This window comes from Phreatobacter sp., assembly GCF_022843985.1.
Classification (GTDB): domain Bacteria; phylum Pseudomonadota; class Alphaproteobacteria; order Rhizobiales; family Phreatobacteraceae; genus Phreatobacter.
Genome location: NZ_JALHMP010000001.1, coordinates 100,832 through 124,531, shown reverse-complemented (window position 1 = coordinate 124,531; position 23,700 = coordinate 100,832). Strand labels below are relative to the sequence as shown.

27 protein-coding genes and 2 tRNA genes are annotated in these 23,700 nt (G+C 66.8%); 20 read left to right on the top strand and 9 right to left on the bottom strand.

The genetic code is table 11. From position 1 onward, the window contains the following. Entirely contained in the window at positions 1-1,170 is a 1,170-nt protein-coding gene (locus Q0C57_RS00605; RefSeq protein WP_296570612.1) for an aminotransferase, read from the bottom strand. Between the two features lie 4 nt (positions 1,171-1,174). Continuing rightward, positions 1,175-1,633, bottom strand: a complete 459-nt coding sequence (gloA, locus tag Q0C57_RS00600; RefSeq protein ID WP_296570609.1) for a lactoylglutathione lyase — start codon at positions 1,631-1,633, stop codon at positions 1,175-1,177. 30 nt (positions 1,634-1,663) lie between these two features. Here gloA and Q0C57_RS00595 point away from each other — a divergent pair, with 30 nt between their 5' ends. From Q0C57_RS00595 to Q0C57_RS00565, 7 genes are all read left to right on the top strand, one after another. Continuing rightward, positions 1,664-2,449, top strand: coding sequence for a Sir2 family NAD-dependent protein deacetylase (locus Q0C57_RS00595; protein ID WP_296570606.1), 786 nt, complete (start codon positions 1,664-1,666; stop codon positions 2,447-2,449). A gap of 207 nt (positions 2,450-2,656) precedes the next feature. Continuing rightward, on the top strand, positions 2,657-3,211 hold the full coding sequence (locus Q0C57_RS00590) for a cold-shock protein (RefSeq protein ID WP_296570931.1): 555 nt from the start codon (positions 2,657-2,659) through the stop codon (positions 3,209-3,211). 21 nt (positions 3,212-3,232) lie between these two features. Next, on the top strand, positions 3,233-3,685 hold the full coding sequence (locus Q0C57_RS00585) for a DUF192 domain-containing protein (RefSeq protein ID WP_296570929.1): 453 nt from the start codon (positions 3,233-3,235) through the stop codon (positions 3,683-3,685). Positions 3,686-3,739: 54 nt separating this feature from the next. Next, a tRNA-Pro gene (locus Q0C57_RS00580) sits at positions 3,740-3,816 on the top strand. A gap of 16 nt (positions 3,817-3,832) precedes the next feature. Beyond that, on the top strand, positions 3,833-4,138 hold the full coding sequence (locus Q0C57_RS00575) for an ETC complex I subunit (RefSeq protein ID WP_296570603.1): 306 nt from the start codon (positions 3,833-3,835) through the stop codon (positions 4,136-4,138). A gap of 23 nt (positions 4,139-4,161) precedes the next feature. Beyond that, positions 4,162-4,238, top strand: a tRNA-Arg gene (locus Q0C57_RS00570). Positions 4,239-4,351: 113 nt separating this feature from the next. Then, positions 4,352-4,564: a hypothetical protein gene (locus tag Q0C57_RS00565; RefSeq protein WP_296570600.1), complete on the top strand. Its 213-nt coding sequence runs from the start codon at positions 4,352-4,354 to the stop codon at positions 4,562-4,564. A gap of 23 nt (positions 4,565-4,587) precedes the next feature. Here the strand turns inward: Q0C57_RS00565 and Q0C57_RS00560 are convergent, their stop codons facing one another. Further along, positions 4,588-4,986, bottom strand: a complete 399-nt coding sequence (locus tag Q0C57_RS00560; RefSeq protein WP_296570597.1) for a cupin domain-containing protein — start codon at positions 4,984-4,986, stop codon at positions 4,588-4,590. Positions 4,987-5,225: 239 nt separating this feature from the next. On the opposite strand from Q0C57_RS00560, the gene Q0C57_RS00555 reads away from it, so the two are divergent. The 7 genes from Q0C57_RS00555 (at position 5,226) to Q0C57_RS00525 (ending at position 12,868) form a co-directional block, all read left to right on the top strand. After that, positions 5,226-6,221, top strand: coding sequence for a membrane dipeptidase (locus Q0C57_RS00555; RefSeq protein ID WP_296570595.1), 996 nt, complete (start codon positions 5,226-5,228; stop codon positions 6,219-6,221). An 83-nt stretch (positions 6,222-6,304) separates the two neighbouring features. Beyond that, positions 6,305-7,306 (top strand): Ldh family oxidoreductase, encoded by a 1,002-nt coding sequence (locus Q0C57_RS00550; RefSeq protein WP_296570592.1) that lies wholly within the window; start codon positions 6,305-6,307, stop codon positions 7,304-7,306. Continuing rightward, positions 7,303-8,955 carry a hypothetical protein gene (locus Q0C57_RS00545; RefSeq protein WP_296570589.1) on the top strand — a complete coding sequence of 551 codons (1,653 nt, stop codon included), beginning with the start codon at positions 7,303-7,305 and terminating at the stop codon, positions 8,953-8,955. The genes Q0C57_RS00550 and Q0C57_RS00545 overlap by 4 nt, the downstream gene beginning before the upstream one ends. 10 nt (positions 8,956-8,965) lie before the next feature. Then, on the top strand, positions 8,966-9,346 hold the full coding sequence (locus Q0C57_RS00540; RefSeq protein ID WP_296570587.1) for a DUF3726 domain-containing protein: 381 nt from the start codon (positions 8,966-8,968) through the stop codon (positions 9,344-9,346). Positions 9,347-9,434: 88 nt separating this feature from the next. Next, the gene (locus tag Q0C57_RS00535; RefSeq protein ID WP_296570584.1) at positions 9,435-10,553 is read left to right on the top strand and encodes an SAM-dependent methyltransferase; all 1,119 of its coding nucleotides are present in this window, start codon (positions 9,435-9,437) and stop codon (positions 10,551-10,553) included. An 82-nt stretch (positions 10,554-10,635) separates the two neighbouring features. Then, the gene (gene dctP / locus Q0C57_RS00530; protein WP_296570582.1) at positions 10,636-11,724 is read left to right on the top strand and encodes a TRAP transporter substrate-binding protein; all 1,089 of its coding nucleotides are present in this window, start codon (positions 10,636-10,638) and stop codon (positions 11,722-11,724) included. Positions 11,725-11,923: 199 nt separating this feature from the next. Then, entirely contained in the window at positions 11,924-12,868 is a 945-nt protein-coding gene (locus tag Q0C57_RS00525) for an ABC transporter substrate-binding protein (protein WP_296570927.1), read from the top strand. A 19-nt stretch (positions 12,869-12,887) separates the two neighbouring features. Here Q0C57_RS00525 and Q0C57_RS00520 read toward each other — a convergent pair whose 3' ends face one another. Beyond that, complete coding sequence (locus Q0C57_RS00520; protein ID WP_296570580.1) at positions 12,888-13,031, bottom strand: hypothetical protein; 144 nt, start codon at positions 13,029-13,031, stop codon at positions 12,888-12,890. Positions 13,032-13,083: 52 nt separating this feature from the next. Here Q0C57_RS00520 and Q0C57_RS00515 point away from each other — a divergent pair, with 52 nt between their 5' ends. Together Q0C57_RS00515 and Q0C57_RS00510 are read left to right on the top strand one after the other, a co-directional pair. Continuing rightward, entirely contained in the window at positions 13,084-13,857 is a 774-nt protein-coding gene (locus tag Q0C57_RS00515; protein ID WP_296570576.1) for an ABC transporter permease, read from the top strand. Continuing rightward, positions 13,854-14,642, top strand: coding sequence for an ABC transporter ATP-binding protein (locus tag Q0C57_RS00510; RefSeq protein WP_296570573.1), 789 nt, complete (start codon positions 13,854-13,856; stop codon positions 14,640-14,642). The genes Q0C57_RS00515 and Q0C57_RS00510 overlap by 4 nt, the downstream gene beginning before the upstream one ends. Before the next feature lie 53 nt (positions 14,643-14,695). Here Q0C57_RS00510 and cynS read toward each other — a convergent pair whose 3' ends face one another. The 5 genes from cynS to Q0C57_RS00485 are packed head-to-tail and all read right to left on the bottom strand — an operon-like array spanning position 14,696 to position 18,864. After that, positions 14,696-15,184, bottom strand: coding sequence for a cyanase (cynS, locus tag Q0C57_RS00505; protein ID WP_296570570.1), 489 nt, complete (start codon positions 15,182-15,184; stop codon positions 14,696-14,698). Positions 15,185-15,223: 39 nt separating this feature from the next. Beyond that, positions 15,224-16,114, bottom strand: coding sequence for an ABC transporter ATP-binding protein (locus Q0C57_RS00500; RefSeq protein ID WP_296570566.1), 891 nt, complete (start codon positions 16,112-16,114; stop codon positions 15,224-15,226). 5 nt (positions 16,115-16,119) lie between these two features. Beyond that, positions 16,120-16,965, bottom strand: coding sequence for a nitrate ABC transporter permease (gene ntrB / locus Q0C57_RS00495; protein WP_296570563.1), 846 nt, complete (start codon positions 16,963-16,965; stop codon positions 16,120-16,122). Positions 16,966-16,996: 31 nt separating this feature from the next. Further along, positions 16,997-17,467, bottom strand: coding sequence for a nuclear transport factor 2 family protein (locus Q0C57_RS00490; RefSeq protein WP_296570560.1), 471 nt, complete (start codon positions 17,465-17,467; stop codon positions 16,997-16,999). A 17-nt stretch (positions 17,468-17,484) separates the two neighbouring features. Further along, on the bottom strand, positions 17,485-18,864 hold the full coding sequence (locus tag Q0C57_RS00485; protein ID WP_296570557.1) for a CmpA/NrtA family ABC transporter substrate-binding protein: 1,380 nt from the start codon (positions 18,862-18,864) through the stop codon (positions 17,485-17,487). Positions 18,865-19,062: 198 nt separating this feature from the next. Here Q0C57_RS00485 and Q0C57_RS00480 point away from each other — a divergent pair, with 198 nt between their 5' ends. The 4 genes from Q0C57_RS00480 to Q0C57_RS00470 all read left to right on the top strand — a co-directional run bounded on the left by Q0C57_RS00480 (position 19,063) and on the right by Q0C57_RS00470 (position 23,700). After that, complete coding sequence (locus Q0C57_RS00480; protein WP_296570554.1) at positions 19,063-21,000, top strand: sigma 54-interacting transcriptional regulator; 1,938 nt, start codon at positions 19,063-19,065, stop codon at positions 20,998-21,000. A 365-nt stretch (positions 21,001-21,365) separates the two neighbouring features. Then, positions 21,366-22,019 (top strand): transporter substrate-binding domain-containing protein, encoded by a 654-nt coding sequence (locus Q0C57_RS21095; protein WP_366937789.1) that lies wholly within the window; start codon positions 21,366-21,368, stop codon positions 22,017-22,019. Then, positions 22,016-22,399: a hypothetical protein gene (locus tag Q0C57_RS21090; RefSeq protein WP_366937788.1), complete on the top strand. Its 384-nt coding sequence runs from the start codon at positions 22,016-22,018 to the stop codon at positions 22,397-22,399. Before Q0C57_RS21095 ends, Q0C57_RS21090 begins: the two co-directional genes overlap by 4 nt. 122 nt (positions 22,400-22,521) lie before the next feature. Further along, positions 22,522-23,700 carry an ABC transporter permease subunit gene (locus tag Q0C57_RS00470; protein WP_296570549.1) on the top strand — a complete coding sequence of 393 codons (1,179 nt, stop codon included), beginning with the start codon at positions 22,522-22,524 and terminating at the stop codon, positions 23,698-23,700.

Here is a 23,700-nt window from a genome sequence, read left to right as displayed (position 1 = left end):
TCAGGGCGAAAGGCCTGCGAGCCGATGGGGGAGGCTGGCGATCGCGGCCTCGTCGGCATTGGCAAAGGCGAAGCGCAGGTGGTCTTCCTGGCCGGGGCCGAAATAGCTGCCCGGCAGGCCGAGGACGCCGCGCTCCCGGGCTAGCGCCTCGGCCACCCGTTCCGCCCCGATTCCTGCGAAGGGATGTCGAACATAGGCGAAATAGGCGCCGATGGACGAGATGGTCCAGCCCGCGCAGGCCTTAACGACGGTCTCGAAGGCAGCGATCCGGCCATTGATCGTCGCCCGCGTCTCCGCCCGCCATTGGGCGACGCCGCAAATCCCCCAGGCGAGCGCCTCCTGGGCCGGGCGTGCGGCACAGATCTGGAAACTGTCGAGAACCTTGAGGACCTGTCCCATGGCCTGGGGCCCTGCCGTGATTGCACCGATGCGGTGGCCGGGCACCGCATAGGCCTTGGAAAAGGAATAGAGCTGGATGACGGTTTCGCGCCAGTCGGAAGCGGCCAGGAGGCCATGGGCCCGGTTGGTTCCGGCCGCGAGGAAGTCCCGATAGGTCTCGTCGACGATCAGGGCAAGCCCCCGCCTGCGGGCCAGAGCCGCAAAGGCGGCGACGACGCCTTCCGGATAGATGGCGCCGGTCGGATTGTTCGGGGTCACCAGCACGATGGCGCGCGTGGTGGCGTCGATCAGCGCCTCGGCAGCCGCGGGGTCAGGCACGAAACCGGCCGCGGGCCGGCAGGCGAGAGGCTGGACGCCGATGCCGAGCATCTGCAGCGTCATCTGGTGGTTGAAATACCAGGGCGACGGCAGGATCACTGAGGTGCCCGGCTCCGCCACTGCCAGCACGGTGGCGAGAAAGGCGAGGTTGCAGCCGGCGGTGATGGCGATGTCGGCGGAGGAGACATCGCCCCCATAGAGGCTGGCGACTTCTGCCGCATAGGCCTCGCGCAGCGGCGCATCGCCGAGGATGGCGCCGTAGCGTGCGACGTCCGGCCGACCCGCCGCCGCTGCCAGGCGTTCGAGCAGGGCAGGGGGTGGCGGCGATCCCGGCGCGGCCTGCGACAGGTCGATCGGCAGCCCGGCGGCGCCGTCATAGGAGGTCATCCAGGCGCGTGCCGCCGGGATCGGCGGCGTGCCGGTATCGAGAACGTTGACGTTGAGCGGCAGCAAGGGATTACCAGACCCCGGTATTCGCCATGGAGGCCCAGGGCTCTGCGGCGGGCTTGGCCTCGCCCTTCTGCAGGATCTCGATGGAGATGTTGTCGGGCGAGCGCACGAAGGCCATGCGGCCGTCGCGCGGCGGGCGGTTGATGGTGACGCCGGCCTTCTGCAGCCGCTCGCAGGTGGCGTAGATGTCGTCAACTTCATAGGCGAGGTGGCCGAAATTCCGCCCGCCCGTATAGGCTTCCGGATCCCAGTTATGGGTGAGTTCGAGCATGGGCGCGTCGCGCCGGCCAGCGGCGATGTCCGCTTCCGCCGCCGCCTTGTCCTCCGGGGCGCAGAGGAAGACGAGCGTGAATTTTCCCTGCGGAAAATCGTTCTTGCGCACCTGAACCAGGCCGAGCTTGTTGCAGTAGAAGTCGAGCGACTGGTCGAGATCGGTCACGCGGACCATGGTGTGCAGGTAGCGCATGGGGAACCCTCGTTCTTGCCGGAGGTGTCGATGACGGAAGCGGAGTTGAAGACTGCCACGGACCATCTGGCAAGTCTTCTACGGCAGTCCAGCCGCGCGGTGGCCTTCACCGGCGCGGGCATTTCCACCGAGAGCGGCATTCCCGATTTTCGCTCGCCCGGCGGGTTGTGGACGCAGAACAAGCCGATCCCCTTCCAGGCCTTCATCGCGAGCCGCGAGGCGCGGGCCGAAGCCTGGCGGCGTAAGTTCACCATGGACGACAGCTATCGCGGCGCCGCGCCCGCCCGCGGCCACCTGGCCCTCGCGGCCATGATCCGCGCCGGCCGGCTCGCCGGCATCATCACCCAGAACATCGACAACCTGCACCAGGAGTCGGGGGTCTCCGACGCCCATCTGATTGAGATTCACGGCAACGGCACCTATGCGACCTGCCTGTCATGCACCCGGCGCCATGAACTCGCCTGGGTGCGCCAACGCTTCGAGGCGACGGGTGGCGAGCCGCCGGATTGCGAGGCCTGCGGCGGGCCGGTGAAGTCGGCCACCATCTCCTTCGGCCAGGCCATGCCGGAACGAAAGATGCGCCAGGCCGCCGCATGGTCCATCGATTGCGACCTGTTCCTTGCCATCGGCACCTCGCTGGTGGTCTATCCGGCCGCAGGCCTGCCGGTCGCGGCCCGCGATAGCGGCGCTCACCTCGTCATCATCAATCGCGAGGAGACGCCGCTCGACCATGCAGCCCATCTCGTCATCCGCGCCGATATCGGCGAAGTCCTCCAAGGTCTCGCCCGTCGCCTCGGCATTGAACACCTGTCGTAACGTCATCAACAGCTCATCCACCAAAGTGATGGGGAAGACCCGCGACGGCTGCATTTTGGGCTTTGCCGACGCCGGACGGGTGCTATCCTTTGTCCCAAGAATCAGGTGGGGCGGGATCGAGGCCACGATCCCGATAGCGCGGCGGTGAGAGTGATGACGTCGGACGGTTCCGATGCAGACGGCCTCGGCGGAAAGGGCGCGCTGGCGATGCGGGCGGAGGTTTCGTCCGCTGCGGAAGCCGCACCCGTCGATCTGGTCGAGATTTCAGGCGCCATCAAATGGTTCGATGTCGCCAAGGGTTACGGCTTCATCGTTCCCGACGAGGGTGGATCGGACGTGCTCCTGCACGTGACGACCCTGCGCCGAGACGGCTTCCAGACCGCCCACGAGGGGGCACGCATCGTCGTTGAGGCGACGGCCAGGGCCCGCGGGCTCCAGGCCTTCCGCGTCCTCTCCATGGACGATTCGACCGCCATTCATCCCGCCCAGATGCCGCCGGCCCGGACCCATGTCGCTGTGGTTCCGACCAGCGGACTGGAGCGCGCCGAGGTGAAATGGTTCAACCGTCTGCGCGGTTTCGGTTTCCTGTCCCGTGGACCGGGTACGCCGGACATCTTCGTGCACATGGAGACGCTGCGCCGCTACGGGATGACCGAGCTGCGGCCGGGACAATGGGTCCTGGTCCGGTTCGGCGACGGCTCCAAGGGACTGATGGCCGCTGAGGTGCGTCCGGACGGAGCGCCCTTTCCAGCCTCCCACTGACGGGCTAGAACAGCGGCCATGATGATCGACCGCCGCAATCTGCTCGCTGGAGCCTTCGTCCTGCCGGTGGCCCCGGCCCTGGCGCGCGCCGATACGGGCCGCCTGACCATCGTGACGCGGGCCGGTGCCAGCCATCCCTTCGTGCTGGAAATCGCCAACACCCCCGAGACCCGCTCGCGTGGGTTGATGTTCCGCCGCGAACTGCCCGATGGCCGCGGCATGCTCTTCGACTTCGGCACCCGCGAGACCGAGGTCACCATGTGGATGAAGAACACCTACATCCCGCTGGACATGATCTTCATCCGCGCCAATGGCGTCATCAACCACATCGCCGAGAACACAACACCCCTGTCGGAGGCGACCATCTCCTCCAACGGTCCGGTCAAGGGCGTGCTCGAGGTCATCGGCGGAACGTCGCGCCGCCTTGGCATCGCGGCAGGCGACCGCGTCGAACATCCCTTCTTCCGCGGCTGAGCCATCCGCATCGTGCTTGCCGCTGCCTCATCCCTCGGCTATTGCCAAGCCTGACGGGGCGTAGCGCAGCCTGGTAGCGCGAGAGTTTTGGGTACTCTAGGTCGCTGGTTCGAATCCAGTCGCCCCGACCAGATCCGGAGGAATGACGTGGTCGCCCGTATCTACAAGCCCGCCAGGACCGCCACCCAGTCCGGTCTCGCCAAGACCGACCAGTGGCGTCTCGAATTCGAGCCCGAGACGCCGCGAACGCTGGAGCCGCTGATGGGCTATACCAGCTCCACCGACATGGCCCAGCAGGTGCGCCTATCCTTCGAGACGCGCGAGGCCGCGATCGCCTATGCCGAGAAGAACGGCATCGCCTACCAGCTCTTCGAGGCCGAGGCACCCAAGCGCCGGCTCGCTGCCTATTCCGACAATTTCAAGTTCAACCGGGTCGGCGCCTGGACCCATTGAGGGTGCAGGCGGCGTCCGGGTCCGGTCCCGTAGCTCAGTTGGATAGAGCGACAGCCTTCTAAGCTGTTGGTCGCAGGTTCGAGTCCTGCCGGGGCCGCCAATTCCCACCGGCCGATGAGGCTTGCGGTTTCGGCTGAGACCGGTCCGCGGCCGCTGCGGAGAGGGAACCCCGGCACACCAGGGGCCGTTTACCTGCCACAGCAGGAGGCGACCATGACCCAGCCGCGTGACGCGATCAGTCGCGACAACGACGACCAGCCCATGGACCGGAATCAGAATGAGAGGCCGGGCCGGCCGGGTGTGAGGCCCGCCGGCGGCGGCAGGCAGGCGACCGACCAGCCCGCCGGCGTGCCGGACCGCACGCGCAGGCCGGACGAGGCCTTACCGCGCGACGTCGACGAGGGCGACGGACGCAATCCGTACTGAAACGGCGAACCGCTGCTGCGGGCTCAGCTTCCGGAGTACTGCGCGTCGGTGACCGGCTCCATCCAGTCGACATGCTTGCCGTCGAGCGCCTCGTGGATGGCGATATGGGTCATCGCCGTGCCGGGGGCCGCCCCATGCCAGTGCTTCTCGCCCGGCGGAATCCAGACCGTGTCGCCGGCCCGGATTTCCTGGATCGGCCCGCCCAGCGTCTGGGCGAGGCCACTGCCCTCGATGACGAAGAGGGTCTGGCCAAGCGGATGGGTGTGCCAGTTTGTGCGGGCGCCGGGGTCGAAACGAACCACCGCGGCGCGGACGCGGGCCGGCGCTTCCGCCTCCACGATGGGGTCCTGCCAGACGCTCCCGGTGAACCAGTCGGCCGGGGGACGGCGGGAATCGATCGAACCGCAGCGGCGGATGTCCATAATCTGTCCTCGATAGTGTTCGCGGCGGCGCGATGCCGGCCGTGCCCGAAGGCGGTTGGAGTAAGCCGCAAGGGCAGGGCGCTGTCGAGTGAGTCTGACGGCGGGTCCGGCGACCACCGCCGTTCGAGGACCTCGTCGGCACGGGACCTGACCCGCAGGTCCTGCACTGGTCTGCCGGGCGCGCACCGTTCTAACGTGGCGGCGTCTTGCCGTCCCCGCCAGTCCAACGGGCCTCCGTCATGCCGGTTCCACCCTCCCGCCAGCGACCCTTCGTGGTCGACGGTGCCCAATATGCGAACTGGTCACGCCGGATCTTCGAGGAGATGCGGGCCGGAGGCGTCGATGCGGTCCATGCCACCGTCGGCTACCACGAGAACTTCCGCGCGACGGTCGATCTGCTCGTCGCCTGGAACCGGCGGCTCGCCGACCATGCCGATCTCATCGTCAAGGCGCGCTCCGTCGCCGATATCGCGGCGGCGCGGGCCAGCGGCCGCACCGCTATCCTCTTCGGCATGCAGAACCCTTCGCCGATCGAGGCCGATCTCGGCCTGATCGAGGTGCTGCGCGATTGCGGCCTGACCTTTCTCCAACTGACCTATAACAACCAGTCGCTCCTCGGTGCCGGCTGGCAGGAATTCGAGGACGGCGGGATTACCCGCATGGGCCGTGAGGTCATCGCCGAGATGAACCGCCTCGCCATGGTCATCGACATGTCCCATGCCGGCGAGCGCACCACCATCGAGGCACTCGAACGCTCGGCCCGGCCGGTGACGGTCTCCCACGCCAATCCCCGCTGGTGGCGCGACACGCCACGCAATGTCTCTGACCGCGTCATCGACGCGCTGGCCGCCCATGACGGGCTCCTCGGTCTGTCGCTCTATCCGCACCACCTGGCCGGCGGCTCAGCCTGCACCCTCGCCGAGTTTGCTGCCATGGCGGCGCGGCTCGCCGAGCGGATCGGCCCGCAGCGCATCGGCATCGGTTCCGACCTCTGCCAGGACCAGCCCGATTCCGCCGTCGCCTGGATGCGCGACGGGCGCTGGACCTTCGAGACCGCGTCGAATCCCAACGGACCGCCGGTCTTTCCGGCCCAGCCCGTCTGGTTTCGTGGCAATGCCGACTTTCCGGGCATTGCCGCCGGGCTGCGCGCCGCGGGCTTTGCACAGGACGAGGTCGACGGCATCATGGGCGAGAACTGGATGGCCTTCCTGGGGCGGGCCCTTGCGCCGGGGTGACCTTGGCGCGGACCATGCATGCGGGTTGCGGCGGCCAGTGGGGCTGCCGGCCCCCGAGGGGTTGAGGGAATGACATGCCGCGCATGACAGTCGATGCCATCGAAACTCTTGCCGCCGCGGCGCTTCGCCGGCACGGGGCGAGCGAGGCGCAGGCGCGGGCCCTGGCCGCCGGCCTCGCCGGCGCCGAACGTGACGGCATCCGCTCCCACGGCCTCATGTATCTGCCCGTCTATTGCGAACATCTGACCTGCGGCAAGGTGGTCGGCATGGCTGCGCCGGTTCTCTCCCGGCAGGCCGCGGGCAGCCTAGTCGTCGATGCCGGCTCGGGATTTGCCCATGCCGCCATCGACCTCGGCCTCCCTGATCTGATCGCCACCGCGCGCAGCCACGGGATCGCCAGCCTCGCCATCCGCAATTCCTACAATTGCGGAATCCTCGCCTATCATACCGAGCGGATCGCCGCGGCTGGTCTCGTCGGTCTCGGCTTCACCAATGCACCGGCCTCGATCGCCCCCTGGGGCGGCCGCAAGGCGGTGCTCGGCACCAATCCCTGGTCCCTGGCGGTTCCGGATGGCGCCGGCGGCGCCCGGTTCGTCATCGACCAGAGCGCCAGCGTCATCGCCAAAAGCGAGGTCATCAAGCGTTCGAAATCCGGCGAGGCCATACCCGAGGGCTGGGCGCTGGACGCGGAGGGGCGGCCGACCACCGATCCGGTGGAAGGCCTCAAGGGCACGATGGTGCCTTCGGGCGGCTACAAGGGAGTCGGAGCGGCGCTGCTGGTGGAGGTTTTCGCCGCCTGCCTCGCGGGCGCGACGCCTGGCATCCAGGCGAGCCCCTTTTCCGGACCCGCGGGCGGGCCGCCGAAGACCGGCCAGTTCTTCATCGCGCTGGCGCCTGAGATCTCCTCCGGCGGCGCCTTCGCCGACCGGCTCGGCATCGTTGTGGAGGCGCTGGGCGCCGAGACCGGCGGGCGGCTCCCCGGTGGGCGGCGGGCCGCGGCGCGTGCCCGCATCGCCACCGAGGGCGTCGAGGTCGACGAGGCGACGCAAACCATGCTGCTCCGGCTGGCGGGGCAGGGCGCATGACGGTGGACCTCCGCCCGCCCGACGAAGTGATGCGGCTCAACCGCCTTGGTGCCGCCCATCCGACGCGTCTGAGCTTCCTGCGCGCCTTGCTGCGGCGGGTGGAAGGGGAGGGCTGGTCATATCGTTGCGCCGCCTGGGAGATCGACGCGGAAGGCTTCGGCCATGCCGTGCTGACCGTCGTCGCGCCGGCGAACACCTATTCGCTGGTCGCCTTCTCGACGCCGCTCGCCGACGAGATGCGCACCGACCGCGTCATCGCCGAGGCCTGGGACACGAGCTATGTCCTCTATGACGGCATCCCCGACGCCGCCGAGATCGCCCGTTTGCGCGCCAATGCCCCGCGCCAGGAGGCTGGTCGCTTCACCGAGCGGGATCTGGTTCTGGCCCGCGCCAACAAGAGCGTCCGTCTGTTCGCTCATGTGGCCGAAAGCCTCGCGAACGGCCATCAGCCGGATGCGGATCTGCTGGCGAGCGTCGGCTATCTGATGCGCACCACCGCGGTCTATGGCAATGGAAAGTTCGGCATCGCCGACCGCGACCGCATCGCCGGTCGCGCCGAACTGACCGGCCCCTTCCGCGCCGAGATGCTCGCCGTGTGGCTGATCCGGGCATTCACGCTCGATCTCGTTGAACATGTTGCCGCGGCGCAGGGCGGGGCGCGGGCAACCACTCTCGATCCGGCCTTGCGGCGAAGCCTCGGAGTCGGCAACTCCACCGGCCTCGGCATGGCGCCCTTCCTGGTCCGTCATCCCCTTCTGGTCCACCGCTGGTTCCATGCCCGCGAGACGGCCCTGGCGCGGGTGCGCGGGCTGGCCGCCGCCGGCCCCGCCGAACAGGCGGCTTTCCTTGCGGCGCTGGAGGCAATGCGCCAGACCGTGAGCCGCTGGCACACGGAGGACCCGGTTCAAGCGCCGCGGGTCGCGGTGCTGGCAGATGACCTCGCCGCGCTGGCCGCTGTTGCCCGCCGGCTCCTGTCCGGCGCCACGCCTTGGGATGCGCTCTATCGCCACGCCTGTGATGGCCTCTCCGTGGAAGCGCAGGAAGCGGTGGTGGCGTTGGTGCTCGAGCCGCACGGCGCCCTGGTCGACGATCTGGCCGAGACCATGCAGGCCGACGAGGACAGTGTTTTCCGCATCGACGGAACCATGACTGTCGGCGCGCTCGTTGCCCGGCTCGCCGTCCATTACGGCTGGGTGCGACGGTTCGACTTCTCCGATCCGGCCAGCGAGGCCAGGTTCTGGTATGTCTCGGAGGAGAAACTGGAGCCGCGGCTCGGTGAGCGCGGCGCCGAGGATGGAGCCGATCGCGAGCAGCCCCTGGCGGTCGCCCGTGACGTGAGCCGGCTCGAGGCCGCCCTTCTGGCGGCGCCTCACGACGAACCGGTCGCCGCCTTTCTGATGCGGCATCCCAGCTTCCGCTATGTCGTGCGGCGGGTGCAGGTTGCGATCGCCCACCCCTATGCCGAGGTGCGCGACAATCTCGTCGCCGCCACCATGCGTCCGGTCGATCTGCTGCGGGCCAAGCTCGCCTTTTTCGGCGCCAGCCGCTTCGACCCGCGCTCCGACCGCTGGCTGCGAATCTCCCTCTTCGCCGATGCGCCTTTCCCGGAGGATATCTGCAGGCGCGAAACTGAGCGCATGGCCTCATGAGGTTGTCTTCGTGACGGCAGGCCTGATCGATATGTCGCTCAACGAGGTCGAGACACTCGCTGCCAAAGCGGCACGGGGGGCGGGGCTGTCCTGGGGCGGCGCGGAGGAAATCGGCCGGGCGGCGCGCCGGATCGCCAGGGCGGGCGGCGATTGGCCATCTCTCGTGCTCGGCCTCGACAGCCCCGCGGCCGGCGCCCCGGCGCTGGAAGCGGAGGTTCTGGCGCGGCTTGAGGCGGAGATTCAGGCTTTGGACGAGGGCAAGGCGACACGCGCCGCCGTGGCACCTGCAATCCTCGCCGCACTCGAGGCACTGGCTGCCAGGACCTATGTCCCGGCCTCGGCGCGCTCGCGGGTCCTGGGGGCCGGGGCAGGGCTGACCGACAACGATTGATCCGGAGAATACCGAAGACGTTTTGGCGTTGCGTCAGCAAGCATTGCAGATAGGCTGTTCTTCGAAAGCCGCTCCAAGGGGAATGCGCATGGCAGGCAAGGCTTCGGCCCAGGTGATCGCGATGCGCGGCGCCGGCTACTATTCCTCCAATACGGTGGGTGCCAAGGCCGTCATCGACAAGGCCGGCGACCTCGTCGTCGCGGCCCTCGGGAGCATGGCGATCAAGCCGGCCAAGACCGCCTTCTCGGTCTGCGACTATGGCGCTGCCGACGGCGGCACCTCCCTCGACATGATGCGGCGACTCGTCGAGAAGGTCCGGGAAAGGGCGCCCGACCGCGCCATCCAGATCACCTATACCGACCTGCCGCATAACGATTTCTCGGCGCTGTTCCGGCTCACCCAGGGGCTTCTCGGCGACCAGTCGAAAACGCCGCTCGCCGAGACGCCGAACCTCTATATCGCCGGCTCGGGGACGAGCTTCTACAAGCAGATCGTTCCGGACGGCTCGCTGCATCTCGGCTTTTCCGCCACCGCCATGCATTGGCTGAGCAAGCGACCTGGGCTCATTGCCGACCATGTCCAGGCGGTCGGCGCGACGGTGGCCGAACAGGCGCTGTTCCGCCGCCAGGCCATGGCCGACTGGGACACGATCCTGCTCGCCCGCGCGAAGGAACTCGCCCCCGGCGGCAAGCTGGTCCTTGCCAATTTCTGCGCCGACGAGCAGGGCCGCTATCTCGGCCATACCGGCGGCGTGAACATGTTCGACGCCTTCGCCCGCCACTGGCGCGACCTTTGGACCAAGGGCCGCATCACCGAGGCTGAATATCGGGGCGCGACCTTCCAGCAGTTCTACAAGACGCCGGACGAATTCGCCGCGCCCTTCCGCGACAAGGGATCGGCCGTGTCTCGCGCCGGCCTCAGGCTCAAGCATCTTTCAACCGCTGTGACCGCCTGCCCCTATGCGGCCGATTTCGCGAGGCACGGCGACGCTGCGGCTTTCGCCAGCGCCTATGTCCCGACCCTGCGCTCCTGGTCCGAGACCGTCTTCGCCGGTGCTCTTGACGCCAAGCGGTCGGCGCACGAGCGAGGCTCCATCATCGACGCCTTCTACGGCGCCTACGAGGCAGACGTCGCCCAGAACCCCGCCGGCCACGCCATGGACTATGTCCATTGCTTCATGGTCATCGACAAGAAGGGCGGCCGCTGACGCATCGCACGACCAGTCTTTGGGGGAACGTCGAGGAAGGCACGGGAAAGTGCCACCGACGCCGATTACACGGGAGACCATCATGAAGAGACGTCATTTTCTGGCCGGCACGGCGGGCGCTGTCGCAGCGACGATCGCTGCGCCGGCCCTGGCCCAGACTCCCACTGTGCGCTGGCGCATGGTGACGAGTTGGCCAAAGAGCCTCGACGCAATCCACGGTTCGGCCACGGCGATGGCCGAGCGCATCAGCCAGATCACCGAGGGCAAGTTCCAGATCCAGGTCTTCGCCGCCGGCGAGATCGTGCCGGCTCTGGGGGTCTTCGACGCGACGTCGAATGCCACGGTGGAATGCTCCCACACGCTCTCCAGCTACTTTTTCGGGCGCAACCCGGCCATCGGCTTTGACGGCGGCATGCCCTTCGGCCTCAACACCCGCCAGCAACAGGCCTGGATGGTGGCGGGCGGCGGCAAGGAGCTGATGCGCGACGTCTTCGCCAAGTTCGGCCTGGTTTCCGTGCCCTGCGGCAATGTCGGCGTTCAGATGGGTGGCTGGTTCCGCAAGGAGATCAATACGCTCGAGGATCTCAAAGGCCTGAAATTCCGCATTGGCGGCATCGGTGGTAGCGTGCTCTCCAAGCTCGGTGCCGTGCCCCAGCAGATCCCCGCCGGTGACATCTATTCGTCCCTTGAGCGCGGCACCATCGACGCGGCTGAATGGATCGGCCCCTACGACGACGAGAAACTCGGCTTCGCCAAGGTGGCGCGCTTCTATTACACGCCCGGCTTCTGGGAGGGCGCGGCGCAGATCACCTCCTTCGTCAACCAGGCGAAATGGGCCGAGCTGCCGCCCGCCTTCAAGGGCGCTTATGAGGCCGCGGCGAGCGAGCAATGTGTGCAGATGATGGCCAATTACGACGCCAAGAACCCGGCAGCCTTGCGGCGTCTGGTGGCCGCCGGTGCCCAGCTGCGCGCCTTCCCCAAGCCGGTTCTCGACGCCTGCTTGAAGGCGACGGTTGAGACGCTCGACGATTTCGCTGCCAAGAGCCCCGAATTCAAGACCGTCTACGACAGCTGGAAGAAGTTCACCGACGATTCGAACCTGTGGTTCCGCATCGCCGAGAACACCCTCGACCAGTTCCGCTTTGCCGCGCCGAGCTGGGTGAAGAGCTGATTCAGCCGGGTGCCGGCGGCGCCGGCGCCCCCAGGTCCTGACCGGCAGCGCCGCCTCGTGCTGCGCTGCACAGGAATCTGCGTATCTTACGTAGATGTCCGTATGCCACGCCGTGGAACAGCACCCCTAGACTGATATCAGATGCGGTCCTCTTCGCCAGGGCCGCCAGAGGAGAACGACGATGTTGCAACCGTCCACCCTGCGCGGCCTTCTGGCCGGCGCGGCCCTTTCGCTCGGCCTGGTTCTCGCCGGCCCTGCCAGCGCCCAGACCAAGGTCAATATCGGCATTTCCGGCTGGACCGGTTTCGCGCCGCTGACACTGGCCAAGGAAGCCGGCATCTTCGCCCGCAACGGCCTTGATGTGACGATCCGCAAGATCCCGCAGGCGAGCCGCCACCTCGCCATCGCCTCGGGCGACATCCAGTGCGCCGCCACGACGGTCGAAACCTGGATCGTCTGGAACGCCAACGGCATCGCCACCACCCAGCTGTTCCAGCTCGACAAGAGCTACGGCGCCGACGGCATGGCCGTGCGCAACAGCATCAACTCGATCCGCGACCTGCGCGGCAAGACGGTGGCGGCCTCGGCTCCGGGCACTGCGCCCTATTTCACCCTCGCCTGGATGCTGCGGGAAAACGGCCTCTCCATCCGTGACGTGACCGTCGTCAACATGGAGCCGGGAGCCGCCGCCCAGGCCTTCGTTGCCGGCCAGAACGATGCCGCCATGACCTATGAGCCCTTCCTGTCCTCGGTGCGCAATGCGCCACAGGCTGGCAAGATCATCGCCACCACCCTCGACTATCCCATGGTCATGGACACGTTCGGCTGCACGCCGGCCTTCATCCAGGCCAACGAGGCCGCCGTCCGGGCGCTCGCCAAGAGCTATTTCGAGGCGCTCGAGATGATCAAGACCAACCAGGCTGAGTCCTTTCGGATCATGGGCGCCGATGTGCGCCAGACGGCCGAGCAGTTCGGCAATTCCGCTCAGTACCTGCGCTGGCAGGACCGCGAGGCGAACCGGACCTTCTTCGCCGGCGAGTGGCGCACTTTCTCCGAGAAGGCGGCCGACCTGCTGCTGGAGCTCGGCATCATCCGCAACAAGCCGAATTTCGACACGATGGTTGACACGCGCTTCATCCAGTAGGGGCGGATCAAGGTGGCGGTCATGCGCGAAAGCCGCGACCGCCCACGACGTCATGCCCGGCCTCGTGCCGGGCATCCACGAATTCCTGCCAGGTCGTGATCAAGTCGTTGATGGCCGGGGCAAGCCCGGCCATGGCGCTTTTTGCGACGACAACGTTTTCCAAGCCATGACGCTTTCCATGCCGTCTCTGCTTCCTTCGTCCTTCGGATAACCCCATGAAACCCCTCGAGCCCGTATCGACGACCGCGCGTGTCGGCCTCGGCATCGCCTTCTTCGTCATCTTCTTCGCCGCCTGGGCGGCGGTAACCTTCGGCGGCCTTGTGCCGAAGATCTTCCTCGCCGATCCCGTCACGATGCTGCAGGAGGGCTGGTATCTCATCACCAACCACGGCTTCCTGGTCGATATCGGCGTCACCGTCTGGCGCGTCGTCGGTGGGTTTATCCTGGCGGCCCTCGTCGCTGTGCCGCTCGGCCTCGCCATGGGCGCCTACAAGCCGGTCGAGGCCTTTTTCGAACCCTTCGTCTCCTTTGCCCGCTACCTGCCGGCCTCCGCCTTCATCCCGCTCTTCATCCTCTGGGCCGGCGTCGGCGAGAAGCAGAAGCTGCTCGTGATCTTCGTCGGCTCGGTCTTCCAGATCGTGCTGATGGTGGCTGTGGCGGTCGGTTCGATCCGCCGCGATCTGGTCGAGGCGGCGCTCACCCTGGGCGCGCGCGACCAGGGCATCGTCGGCCGCGTCATGGTGCCCTATGCGGCGCCGCAGATCGCTGAGATCCTGCGCCTCGTCCTTGGCTGGGCCTGGACCTATGTCATCGTCGCCGAGCTGATCGGCTCTTCCTCGGGCATCGGCCACATGATCATCGAGAGCCAGGCGCTGCTCGCCACAGGCCAGATGATCTTCGGCATCATCGTCATCGGCGTCATCGGCCTCATCTCCGACTTCCTGTTCAAGGCGGTGAACCAGAAGCTGTTTCCCTGGAGCACGATATGAGCGGCGTCGTCGTCTCGGGCGTTTCGCGCACCTTCCCGTCGGTGCGCGGCGGCGATCCGGTCCAGGCCCTGGCACCGGTCGATCTCACGGTCGGGGAGGGCGATTTCGTCGCTATCCTCGGGCCTTCCGGCTGCGGCAAGTCCACGCTCCTGCGCATCGTCGCCGGTCTCGACCGGCCGACCACCGGAACCGTCACCCTCGACGGCAAGCCCGTGCCGGGTCCGGGCGCCGATCGCGGCATGGTGTTCCAGAGCTACACGCTCTTTCCCTGGCTCACGGTGGTGGAGAACATCGAGTTCGGCCCGCGCGAACGCGGCGTGGCGGCGGCCGAACGCCGCGCCACCGCCGAAAAGCTGATGGCGCAGGTGGGCCTCACCCAGTTCGCCAACCACTATCCCAAGCAGCTCTCGGGCGGCATGCAGCAGCGCACCGCGCTCGCCCGTGCGCTGGCCAACGATCCGAAGGTCCTCTTGCTCGACGAGCCCTTCGGTGCCCTCGATCACCAGACCCGCTCGCTGATGCAGGAACTGCTGCTGTCGATCTGGGAGACGCACCGCAAGACCGTGCTCTTCGTCACCCACGATATCGAGGAAGCGGTGTTCATGGCCAACCGCGTGCTGGTGATGAGCGCGAGGCCAGGCCGCTTCAAGAGCGAGGTGACCATCCCCTTCGCCCACCCGCGGTCCTACAAGCTGAAAACGACACCGGATTTCGGGCGCCTGGAGGAACAGCTCACCGAGGATATCCGCGGCGAGACGATCATCGCGGTCCAGGCGGGCTTCTGAGCGGCGGCCGACGGCCGCGCCGGTCTCCCGCCGCCGCCGTCGCACCGGGCCGGTCAGGCCTCCTTGAAGCCGTAGTCGGGGATGCCCTGCTCGTTGGCGTAGTATTTGAACGGCAGGAACTTGCCCGACATGGTGATCTTAACCCGGTCGCCCTTCGGATTCGGCTCGCGCTCGAATTCCATGTTAAAGTCGATCGCCGACATGATGCCGTCGCCGAACTCCTCCTCGATGATCGCCTTCCAGGCCGGTCCGTTGACGAGTACCAGCTCGTAGAAGCGGTAGATCAGCGGGTCGGTTGGCGGCATCGACGTTCCGGTGCCGCGATAGGGCACCTCGTTGAGCATCCGTTCCTCCATCGGCGTCAGGCCGAAAAGAGCCGCTGCCTTGGCGGCGAGCGGCTTCACCAGCTTGTGCTGGCCGAGCAGCGCGCCGATGATCAGCACCGGCGACATGCCGCCGATCTCGTCAGTGATGTGCTTCCAGGTCCAGCCCTTCTCGCGCTTGATGTCGAGAATCTTTTCCGTGAGCTCTTCGCGGATCATGTCCGTCTCCTTGGGTACAACGGGGAAGGGGGGCGGGCTTCAGACGGCCCGAACCAGCGGGGGTGGGGTGTCGGGCGCGCCGGGGGTGACGATCGGCGGGGCGCGGCGGTTCCAGACCTTGCCGGGCTGGGCGAGCTCCTCGGCAAAGCTCCGCGACCGCGCCACCAGGAAATCGATGATGTGGTTGCGCAGGGGGTAATAGGCCGGGTGCTTGTGCACCTCGTTGCGCGAGCGATCAGCCGGCAAAGGATTGGCGACGATCTCGGCGATCCGTGCGTCGGGTCCATTGGTCATCAGTACGATCTTGTCGGCGAGGTAGATGGCCTCGTCGACATCGTGGGTGATCATGAAGACGGTCTGACCGGTATTGCGGCAGATTCCGCGCACCTCGTCCTGCAGGGTGCCGCGCGTCAGGGCGTCGAGGGCCGAGAAGGGTTCGTCCATCAGCATGATCTTTGGCTCGATCGACAGCGCCCGTGCAATGCCGACCCGCTGCTTCATGCCGCCCGAAAGCTGAGCCGGCTTCTTCATTTCGGCCCCCGTCAGGCCGACCGTCGCAATCGCCTTGCGCGCATGCTCCTCGACCTTGGCCTTCGACCAGTCGCGCCACTTGGACGAGACGGCATAGCTGACATTGCCGAGCACGGTCCGCCAGGGCAGGAGGCCATGGCTCTGAAAGATGACGGCCCGGTCGAGGCTCGGCCCCTCGATGGCCTTGCCGTCGATGATGACTGCCCCCTCGCTTGGTTCGTCGAGGCCGGCGAGGATGTTCAGCACCGTCGTCTTGCCGCAGCCGGAATGGCCGATAACGCAGACGAACTCGCCGCGCTCCATGGCGAACCAGAGGTCCTCGAAAATCGTCGTCCGGCCACCCTCGGGGGCAGGAAAGCGGCGGGCGATGCCTTCGATGGAGATGTAGGAACGGGCCATCCGCATCACTCCGGATAGGTCACGAGACGGGTGAGGCGGGCGAGGATCTGGTCCAGAACCATGCCGACGAGGCCGATCAGCAGGATGGCCGTGATGATGTCGGTGAGCGACAGGTTGTTCCACTGGTTCCACACGAAGTAGCCGATGCCGGTACCGCCGACGAGCATCTCGGCCGCCACGATGACCAGCCAGGCAATCCCCACCGAGATGCGCATGCCCGTGAGAATGGTGGGGGCGGCTGCCGGCAGGATCACCGTGAAGGCCTTGCGCAATGGACCGACCTCGAGAGTCCGCGCGACGTTCAGCCAGTCCTTGCGGACGCTCGCGACGCCGAAGGCCGTGTTGATCAGCATCGGCCAGAGCGAGCAGATGAAGATGACGAAGATCGAGGAGAGCGAGGAATCCTTGATCGTGTAGAGGGCGAGCGGCATCCAGGCCAGCGGCGAGATCGGCTTCATCACCTGGATGAAGGGGTCGAGGGCTCGATAGACGAGCGGCGACATGCCGATCAGGAAGCCGAGAGGAACGGCGACCGCCACAGCGATGCCGAAGCCGAGGAGCACACGGGCGAGCGAATAGCCGAGCTGGATGCCGATGCCCATGTCGTTGGTGCCGCGCACATAGAACGGGTCGGACAGGTGTTTCCAGATCGCCTTGCCGACATCGATCGGCCCGGGCATCGGGGTCTGCCCGCCGGTCGCCGCGGCGGCACCGACGAGGCGGGCATATTCCGGATCCACCGCCTGGCCGCCGCCGCCGCCGCCGCTGACGGCGATATGCCAGGCGGCGAGGAAAACGGCGAGAATCACCAGCGAGAGGACGAGGGCGCGCACGCCGATGGAGCGGGTCATGGCCGGGTCTCGCGACGGAAAAGGGAAGGGGTCACAGGCCAAGCTCCGTCAGGCCGGGACAATTGGCCGGGCGGATGCCGAGCGGCCAGGTGAAGCGGCGGTCGGCCTCGGCGATGGGGACGTCGTTGATGCTGGCCTCGCGCCGCTCCATGTAGCCTTCGGCGTCGAACTGCCATTGTTCGTTGCCGTGGGAGCGGAACCAGGCCCCGCCAGCGTTGTGCCATTCGTACTGAAAGCGCACGGCGATCCGGTTCTCGTGGAAGGCCCAGAGCTCCTTGATCAGCCGGTAGTCCCTTTCCCTCGCCCATTTGGCGGCGAGAAAGCTGCGGATCGCCGGGCGCCCTGAAAAGAAATCCGACCGGTTTCGCCAGGTGCTGCCCTCGGTATAGGCCAGCGCCACCCGCTCGGGATCGCGGGTGTTCCAGGCGTCCTCGGCGACGCGCACCTTCTGGCGCGCCGTTTCCAGCGTGAAGGGTGGAACGGGAGGCCGGGTCATGGGCATGGTCCCTGGCGTGCCCGTCACCGCCTGATGGCGAACGAGGCGATATACTCCTCGGGCTTCGCCGGATCGAAAGGCTTGCCCATGACGGCAAAGGTCTTGGTTGACGCCGTCGGGGGCGTGAGACCGAGTTCCCGCATCATCGCCGCGGCGTCAGTCGCCAGGAACACCTGACGGGTGATGCCGTCATAGTCGATGTCACCCCGAATCTGACCCCAGCGCTTCATCTGGGTGAGGATCCACACCGAGAAACTTTCCCAGGGGAAGGGATCGAACTGGATGCGGTTCGGGTCGCGCTTCACCTGGCCGAGGCCATCGGCATAGGTGCCGGTCAGGACCTGCTCCAGGACCGTGACCGGCTGGTTCAGGTAGTTCGGAGCGGCGATGGCCGCGGCGATCTCCCTGCGGTTCTCCGCCTTCTGCGCATGGGCGGTCGCGTCGATAATGGCCTTCAGCAGCGCCCTGTAGGTGTTGGGCATGGTGGTGACGAATTCGCGGCTGGCCGCGAAGGCGCAGCAGGGATGGCCGTCCCACAGTTCCTTGGAGAGGATGTGGATGAAGCCGACGCCATCGAAGACCGCCCGCTGGTTGAACGGATCGGGGCCGAGATAGCCGTCGATGTTGTCGGCGCGCAGGTTGGCGACCATTTCCGGCGGCGGCACCGAGCGGATCTGCACGTCGCGGTCAGGATCCAGCCCTGCCTCGGCGAGGTAGTAGCGCAAGAGATAGTTGTGGATAGAGAAGTCGAAGGGCACGGCAAAGCGGAAGCCCTTCCAGTCCTTCGGGTCGCGCTTGTTCCGGTGCTTGTTGGCCAGCGTGATGGCTTGGCCGTTGATGTTCTCGATGGCCGAGACCGAATAGGGGATCGGGTTGGAGCCGACGCCCATGGTGATGGCGAGCGGCATCGGCGCCAGCATATGGGCGGCGTCATATTCCTTGTTGATGGTCTTGTCGCGGATGACCGCCCAGCCGGCAGTGCGCACCACTTCGACGTTCAGCCCGTGCTTGGAGTAGAAGCCAAGCGGATGCGCCATGATGATCGGCGTCGCGCAGGTGATCGGGATGAAGCCGACCTTGAGATCCTTTTTTTCGATCGGGCCGGTCTGGGCGAGGGCCTCGGTCGCCGCGCCGATGGGGAAGAAGGTCGCGATGGCGGCTGCGGCCGTGGTGGCACCCACCGCCTTCAGGAAGGCACGGCGTTGGTGGTCCTGGGGGAACAGTGCCCGCATCACCGCCTGTTCGACGATGCGGCGATAGCGGCTTTCCTCGCCGGCCGCCTCGACGGCGACCGCCTCGGCCTTGATCGCGGCCGCGTGCTCGCTAGCGGAGGCGTGGCGCCCGCAGACGCAGCCCTTGAGGAATGTCTTGGCGGCATTGAAGGGATTGTCGAACAGAGCCATGGGTCGTCCTCAGGGTTCCGGCGTTCGGCGCCTCGGCTTCACTCACGATGGTTAAGCAAGGTTGGGGCCAGTGCGCGGGACCGTGCGAAAGCGGACAAAATGACGGATTCCTCACGATTTCCGATCTAACGAAAAATCATCATTGACGAAAGATCGGGATCAAGAGCACGAATATTCGTGAAAAAGGGAGACCCGCGCATGGCCAGTGCTGCATCCTTATCCGCCGCACAGTCCCTTGCGGCGTTGTCGTCTTTTGGCCCAGCCTTCGACAGCCTGACCGATGCGGCCATCGTGGTCGATCCACGGTCGGGTGCGATCCGCGACGCCAATGCCGCCGCGCAGCATCTGCTCGGCTATCGCGTCGCCGTGCTGCGCACCCTGAAGATCACCGATCTCCACCGTGGCCAGCGTCCCGCGCTCGTCGTCTTCACCGAGGAGGTCCTGCACCGTGGCCGGGCCTTCACCCGCAGCCTGACGCCGCTGAAGGCCGGCGGCGGCGAGTTGAAGCTGGAATATGCGGGCGCAGTCCTGCAGGCCGCCGATGGCCCGTTGGTTCTTCTCACCATGGCCGATCTGGCGGCGCGCCATCGCCGCGACGTCGATGCCGACGCCGACGGGACGCTCCGCCAGGGCATCGACGAGTGGAAGCGGGTCGAGCGGCTCTTCCACACGATCGAGAAGGAGAACCAGCTCATCCTCAAGGCAGCCGGCGAGGGCATCTACGGCGTCAACGCCGACGGGAAGACGACCTTCGTCAACCCGGCCGCCGAGGCTCTGCTCGGCTGGACAGCGGAGGAACTGGTCGGCAAGGACATGCACTCCCTGGTGCACCACCAACGTGCTGACGGCTCGCCCTATCCGAACCACGACTGCCCGATCTATGCGGCCTTTCGCAACGGTGCCGTCCAGACCGTGGCGGGCGAGGTGTTCTGGCGCAAGGACGGCACGCCGCTCTGGGTCGAGTATACCTCGACGCCGATCCGCGAGCGCGGCGCCATTATCGGCGCTGTCATCGTCTTTCGCGACGTGAGCCAGCGCCGCGAGGCCGAGGAGAAGCTGCGGCAGGCCCTCGCCGAGGTTGATACTCTGCGCCAGCGGCTGGAGCGGGAAAATGCCTATCTGCAGGAGGAGATCCGCCTGGAAAGCAACCATCGCGGCATTATCGGCCGCTCGGCCGCGATCCAGAAGATCCTGCGCCAGATCGACCTCGTCGCCCCGACCGACGCGACAGTCCTGGTCACCGGCGAATCCGGCACCGGGAAGGAACTGATCGGCCGTGCCATCCACGAGGCCAGTGGCCGGCGCGACCGGCCACTCATTCGCGTCAATTGCGCCGCCATCCCGCGCGAACTCTTCGAGAGCGAATTCTTCGGCCATGTCCGCGGCGCCTTTACCGGCGCGCTGCGCGACCGTGTCGGCCGTTTCGAACTCGCCGACGGCGGCACACTCTTCCTCGACGAGGTCGGCGAGATCCCGCTGGAACTTCAGGGCAAGCTGCTGCGGATCCTGCAGGAGGGCCAGTTCGAGCGCGTCGGCGACGAGCGCACCCGCAGCGTCGATGTCCGCGTCATCGCCGCCACCAACCGCGATCTTCGGGCCGAGGTGAGGGCAGGGCGCTTCCGCGAGGATCTCTATTTCCGCCTCGACGTTTTCCCGATCCATTCGGTGCCGCTGCGCGAGCGGGCGGACGATGTGGCGCCACTCGCCCTGCATTTCCTCCGCCATGCCGAGCGCAAGCTGAAGACCTCAGGACTCGGTTTGTCCGAGGCCGATGTCCGCCGCCTTGCCGGCTATGGCTGGCCCGGCAATGTACGCGAATTGCAGAACGTTATCGAAAGGGCGGCCATTCTCGCCCGCAACGGCCGCCTGTCGATCGACCTGCCGGGTGCAGCGGTCCGCCTGCCGTCGCCCGGCCTCGCCCTTACTGCCGGCCCCGGAATTCTCACCGATGACCATCGTCGGCTCCGCGATCGCCACAACCTTGTCGCCGCGCTGGAACTGGCGGGGGGCAAGGTCTCAGGCCCGGGTGGCGCGGCGGAGCGGCTCGGGATCCGCCCTACCACCTTAGCTTCGCGTCTGAAGGCCCACGGCCTCCACGCTCGGGCCTATCGCAGAGGGCCTGCGCCTGCGCCGTGAGCGATGGCGCCACGCTCAACAGGTGCGACCAATCGCCGCGAGGGTCGTGGTCCAGCCGGGAGTTGCCGGCTGCGCTGCCCGTTCAGTGAGCATGCTATTGCGGCTTAACGTGCCGGATAACCGCGAAGGCTTCGCGCCTCGGGGCGAACGTTGACAGCGTTTGCCGCTCAATGCGGCAGATGCGGGCTGTCCTGCGCAATCGATAAACAGACCTGATGCAAATTGTCACAGATATTGATGGCCCCGTTGAAAAGGTAAAGGATCGATTTCAGAACTGCGTGCTGCTGCCGGACGTCCCGGGAGCGAGAGGTTTCCCCTGCGCCCACCGATCCGGTCGGCCGCAGGTCTTCACAGGAGAGTAGCGAATGATCAGGAATTTCGTCCTGGCGGGCCTCGCGGCTGCGGCCTTCGTGTTCGGCCCGACGGCCGCCGAAGCCGGCCGCGACCTCGACGCCATCAAGGCCCGCGGTACGCTCCGCTGCGGCGTGCAGGGTCCGTCCAACCCTGGCTTCGGTGTGCCGAACGCCCAGGGCGTCTGGGGCGGCTTCAACGTCGAGGTCTGCCGTGCCATCGCCATCACCATCTTCAACGACCCGTCCAAGGTCGAGTTCGTACCGGTGACGACGCAGTCGCGTTTCCCTGCCCTGACAAATGGCGAAGTCGACGTCCTGTCGAACAACACGACCTGGACCCTGACCCGCGATACTGGCGTCAACCGCTTCAACTTCCCGGCCATCATTTTCTATGACGGTCAGGCCATCATGGTGCCGCGCCGCCTCAACGTCACCTCGGCCCGCGCGCTGAATGGCGCCACCGTCTGCGTCCAGCCGGGCACCACGACCGAACTGAACCTCGCGGACTTCTTCCGCCAGAACAACATGACGTTCCGCCCCGTCGTCATCGAGGCGCTGGACGAACTGCGCCGCGCCTATGACCAGGGCCGCTGCGACTCTTCACCAACGACTTCGCCGCGCTCGCCGCGCAGCGCACGCTGCTCAGCAACCCGCGCGACCACGTGATCCTGCCGGAGCGCATCTCGAAGGAGCCCCTCGGCCCGACCATCCGTCAGGGCGATGAAGAGTTTACCAACATCGTCGCCTGGACGGTCTTTGCCCTGATCGACGCCGAGGAGTTCGGTATCACCCAGGCCAATGTCGATCAGATCGCTGGTTCCGCCACCGATCCGCGCATCCGTCGCCTGCTTGGCGTCGAGCCCGGCATGGGCACGGCGATCGGCGCGGCCAACGACCAGTATGCCCGCACCATCATCAAGGCCTTCGGCAATTACGGCGAGATGTTCGAGCGTCACCTCGGTGTCAACACGCCGCTCGGCCTTGAGCGCGGCCAGAACAATATCTGGACCAAAGGCGGCCTGCTTTACGCCCCGCCGGCCCGTTGATCGGCCGTTTCGCCGAGTTTCGGCAGCCATGACCCACCGGGGCGCGTAAGCGCCCCGGTTCCTCTTTGCCGGGCATGGCTCTTGCCTTCCTCCTTCCGTGCCACGGCACCATGGAAGTCCTCATGAGCACGATCGAGACCCCACCAGCCACCAAGACTGCGTTCTGGAACGACCCGGTCAAGCGCGGGCTGGCACTGCAGACGGTTCTCGTCGTCTTCGTCCTCGTCGTCGTATGGGCGGCCTGGAACAACATGTCCGCCAATATGGTGGCGCGTGGTCTGATCTTTGGCTGGGACTACCTCGACCGCCCCGCCAATTTCGCCATCGGCGAGGGTCTGATTCCCTTCGCGCCGACTGACAGCTATGGCCGTGCCGTGATCGTCGGCCTTCTCAACACGCTGCGCGTTGCGGTGGTCGGGATCATTCTCGCCACCCTGCTCGGGGTCGCGCTCGGCGTCATGCGCCTGTCCTCCAACCCGCTGCTGGCGCGCCTGGTCTCCGGCTATGTCGAGGTCGTCCGCAACACGCCGCTGCTGCTGCAGCTCTTCCTTTGGTACGCCATCATCAACACCTTGCCGGGCCCGCGACAGGCCCTGCCGCTGGGGCCTGGCATGTTCCTGTCGAACCGCGGCATGAAGGTGCCGTGGGTCGAATGGTCGCCTGCGCTCTGGCCCGTCATCTGGGCCCTCGTCGCCGGCATCATCGGCGCCTTCATCGCGGCCCGCGCGCTGCGGCGGCGCCGCGAGGCCGCCGGTGACGCGCCGCCGACCCTGCCAATCGCCGCCGCGCTGATCATCGGTCTGCCGTTCCTGGCACTGGCTGCGCAGGGCTTCCCCGCGACCCTGAGCGTTCCGGTCCTCCAGGGCTTCAACTTCACCGGCGGCATCGAACTCTCGCCCGAATTCGTCGCCCTTCTGCTCGGCCTCGTGCTCTACACTGCCGCCTTCATCGCTGAGATCGTCCGCGGCGGCATTGTCTCGGTTTACAAGGGCCAGTGGGAGGCCGCCCGGGCCCTGGGTCTGCCGGCGCCGCGCATCATGCGTCTGGTCATCCTGCCACAGGCGCTGCGGGTGATCATCCCGCCGCTCACCAGCCAGTATCTCAACCTCACCAAGAACTCGTCGCTGGCTGTGGCGATCGGCTATCCGGATCTCGTGCACGTCTCCAACACGACGATGAATCAGACTGGTCGCGCCGTCGAGGTGATCCTTGTCTTCGCCCTGGTCTACCTGACGATCTCGCTACTGACCTCGGCCTTCATGAATTGGTACAACGGCCGTGTCGCGATCCGGGAGCGCTGA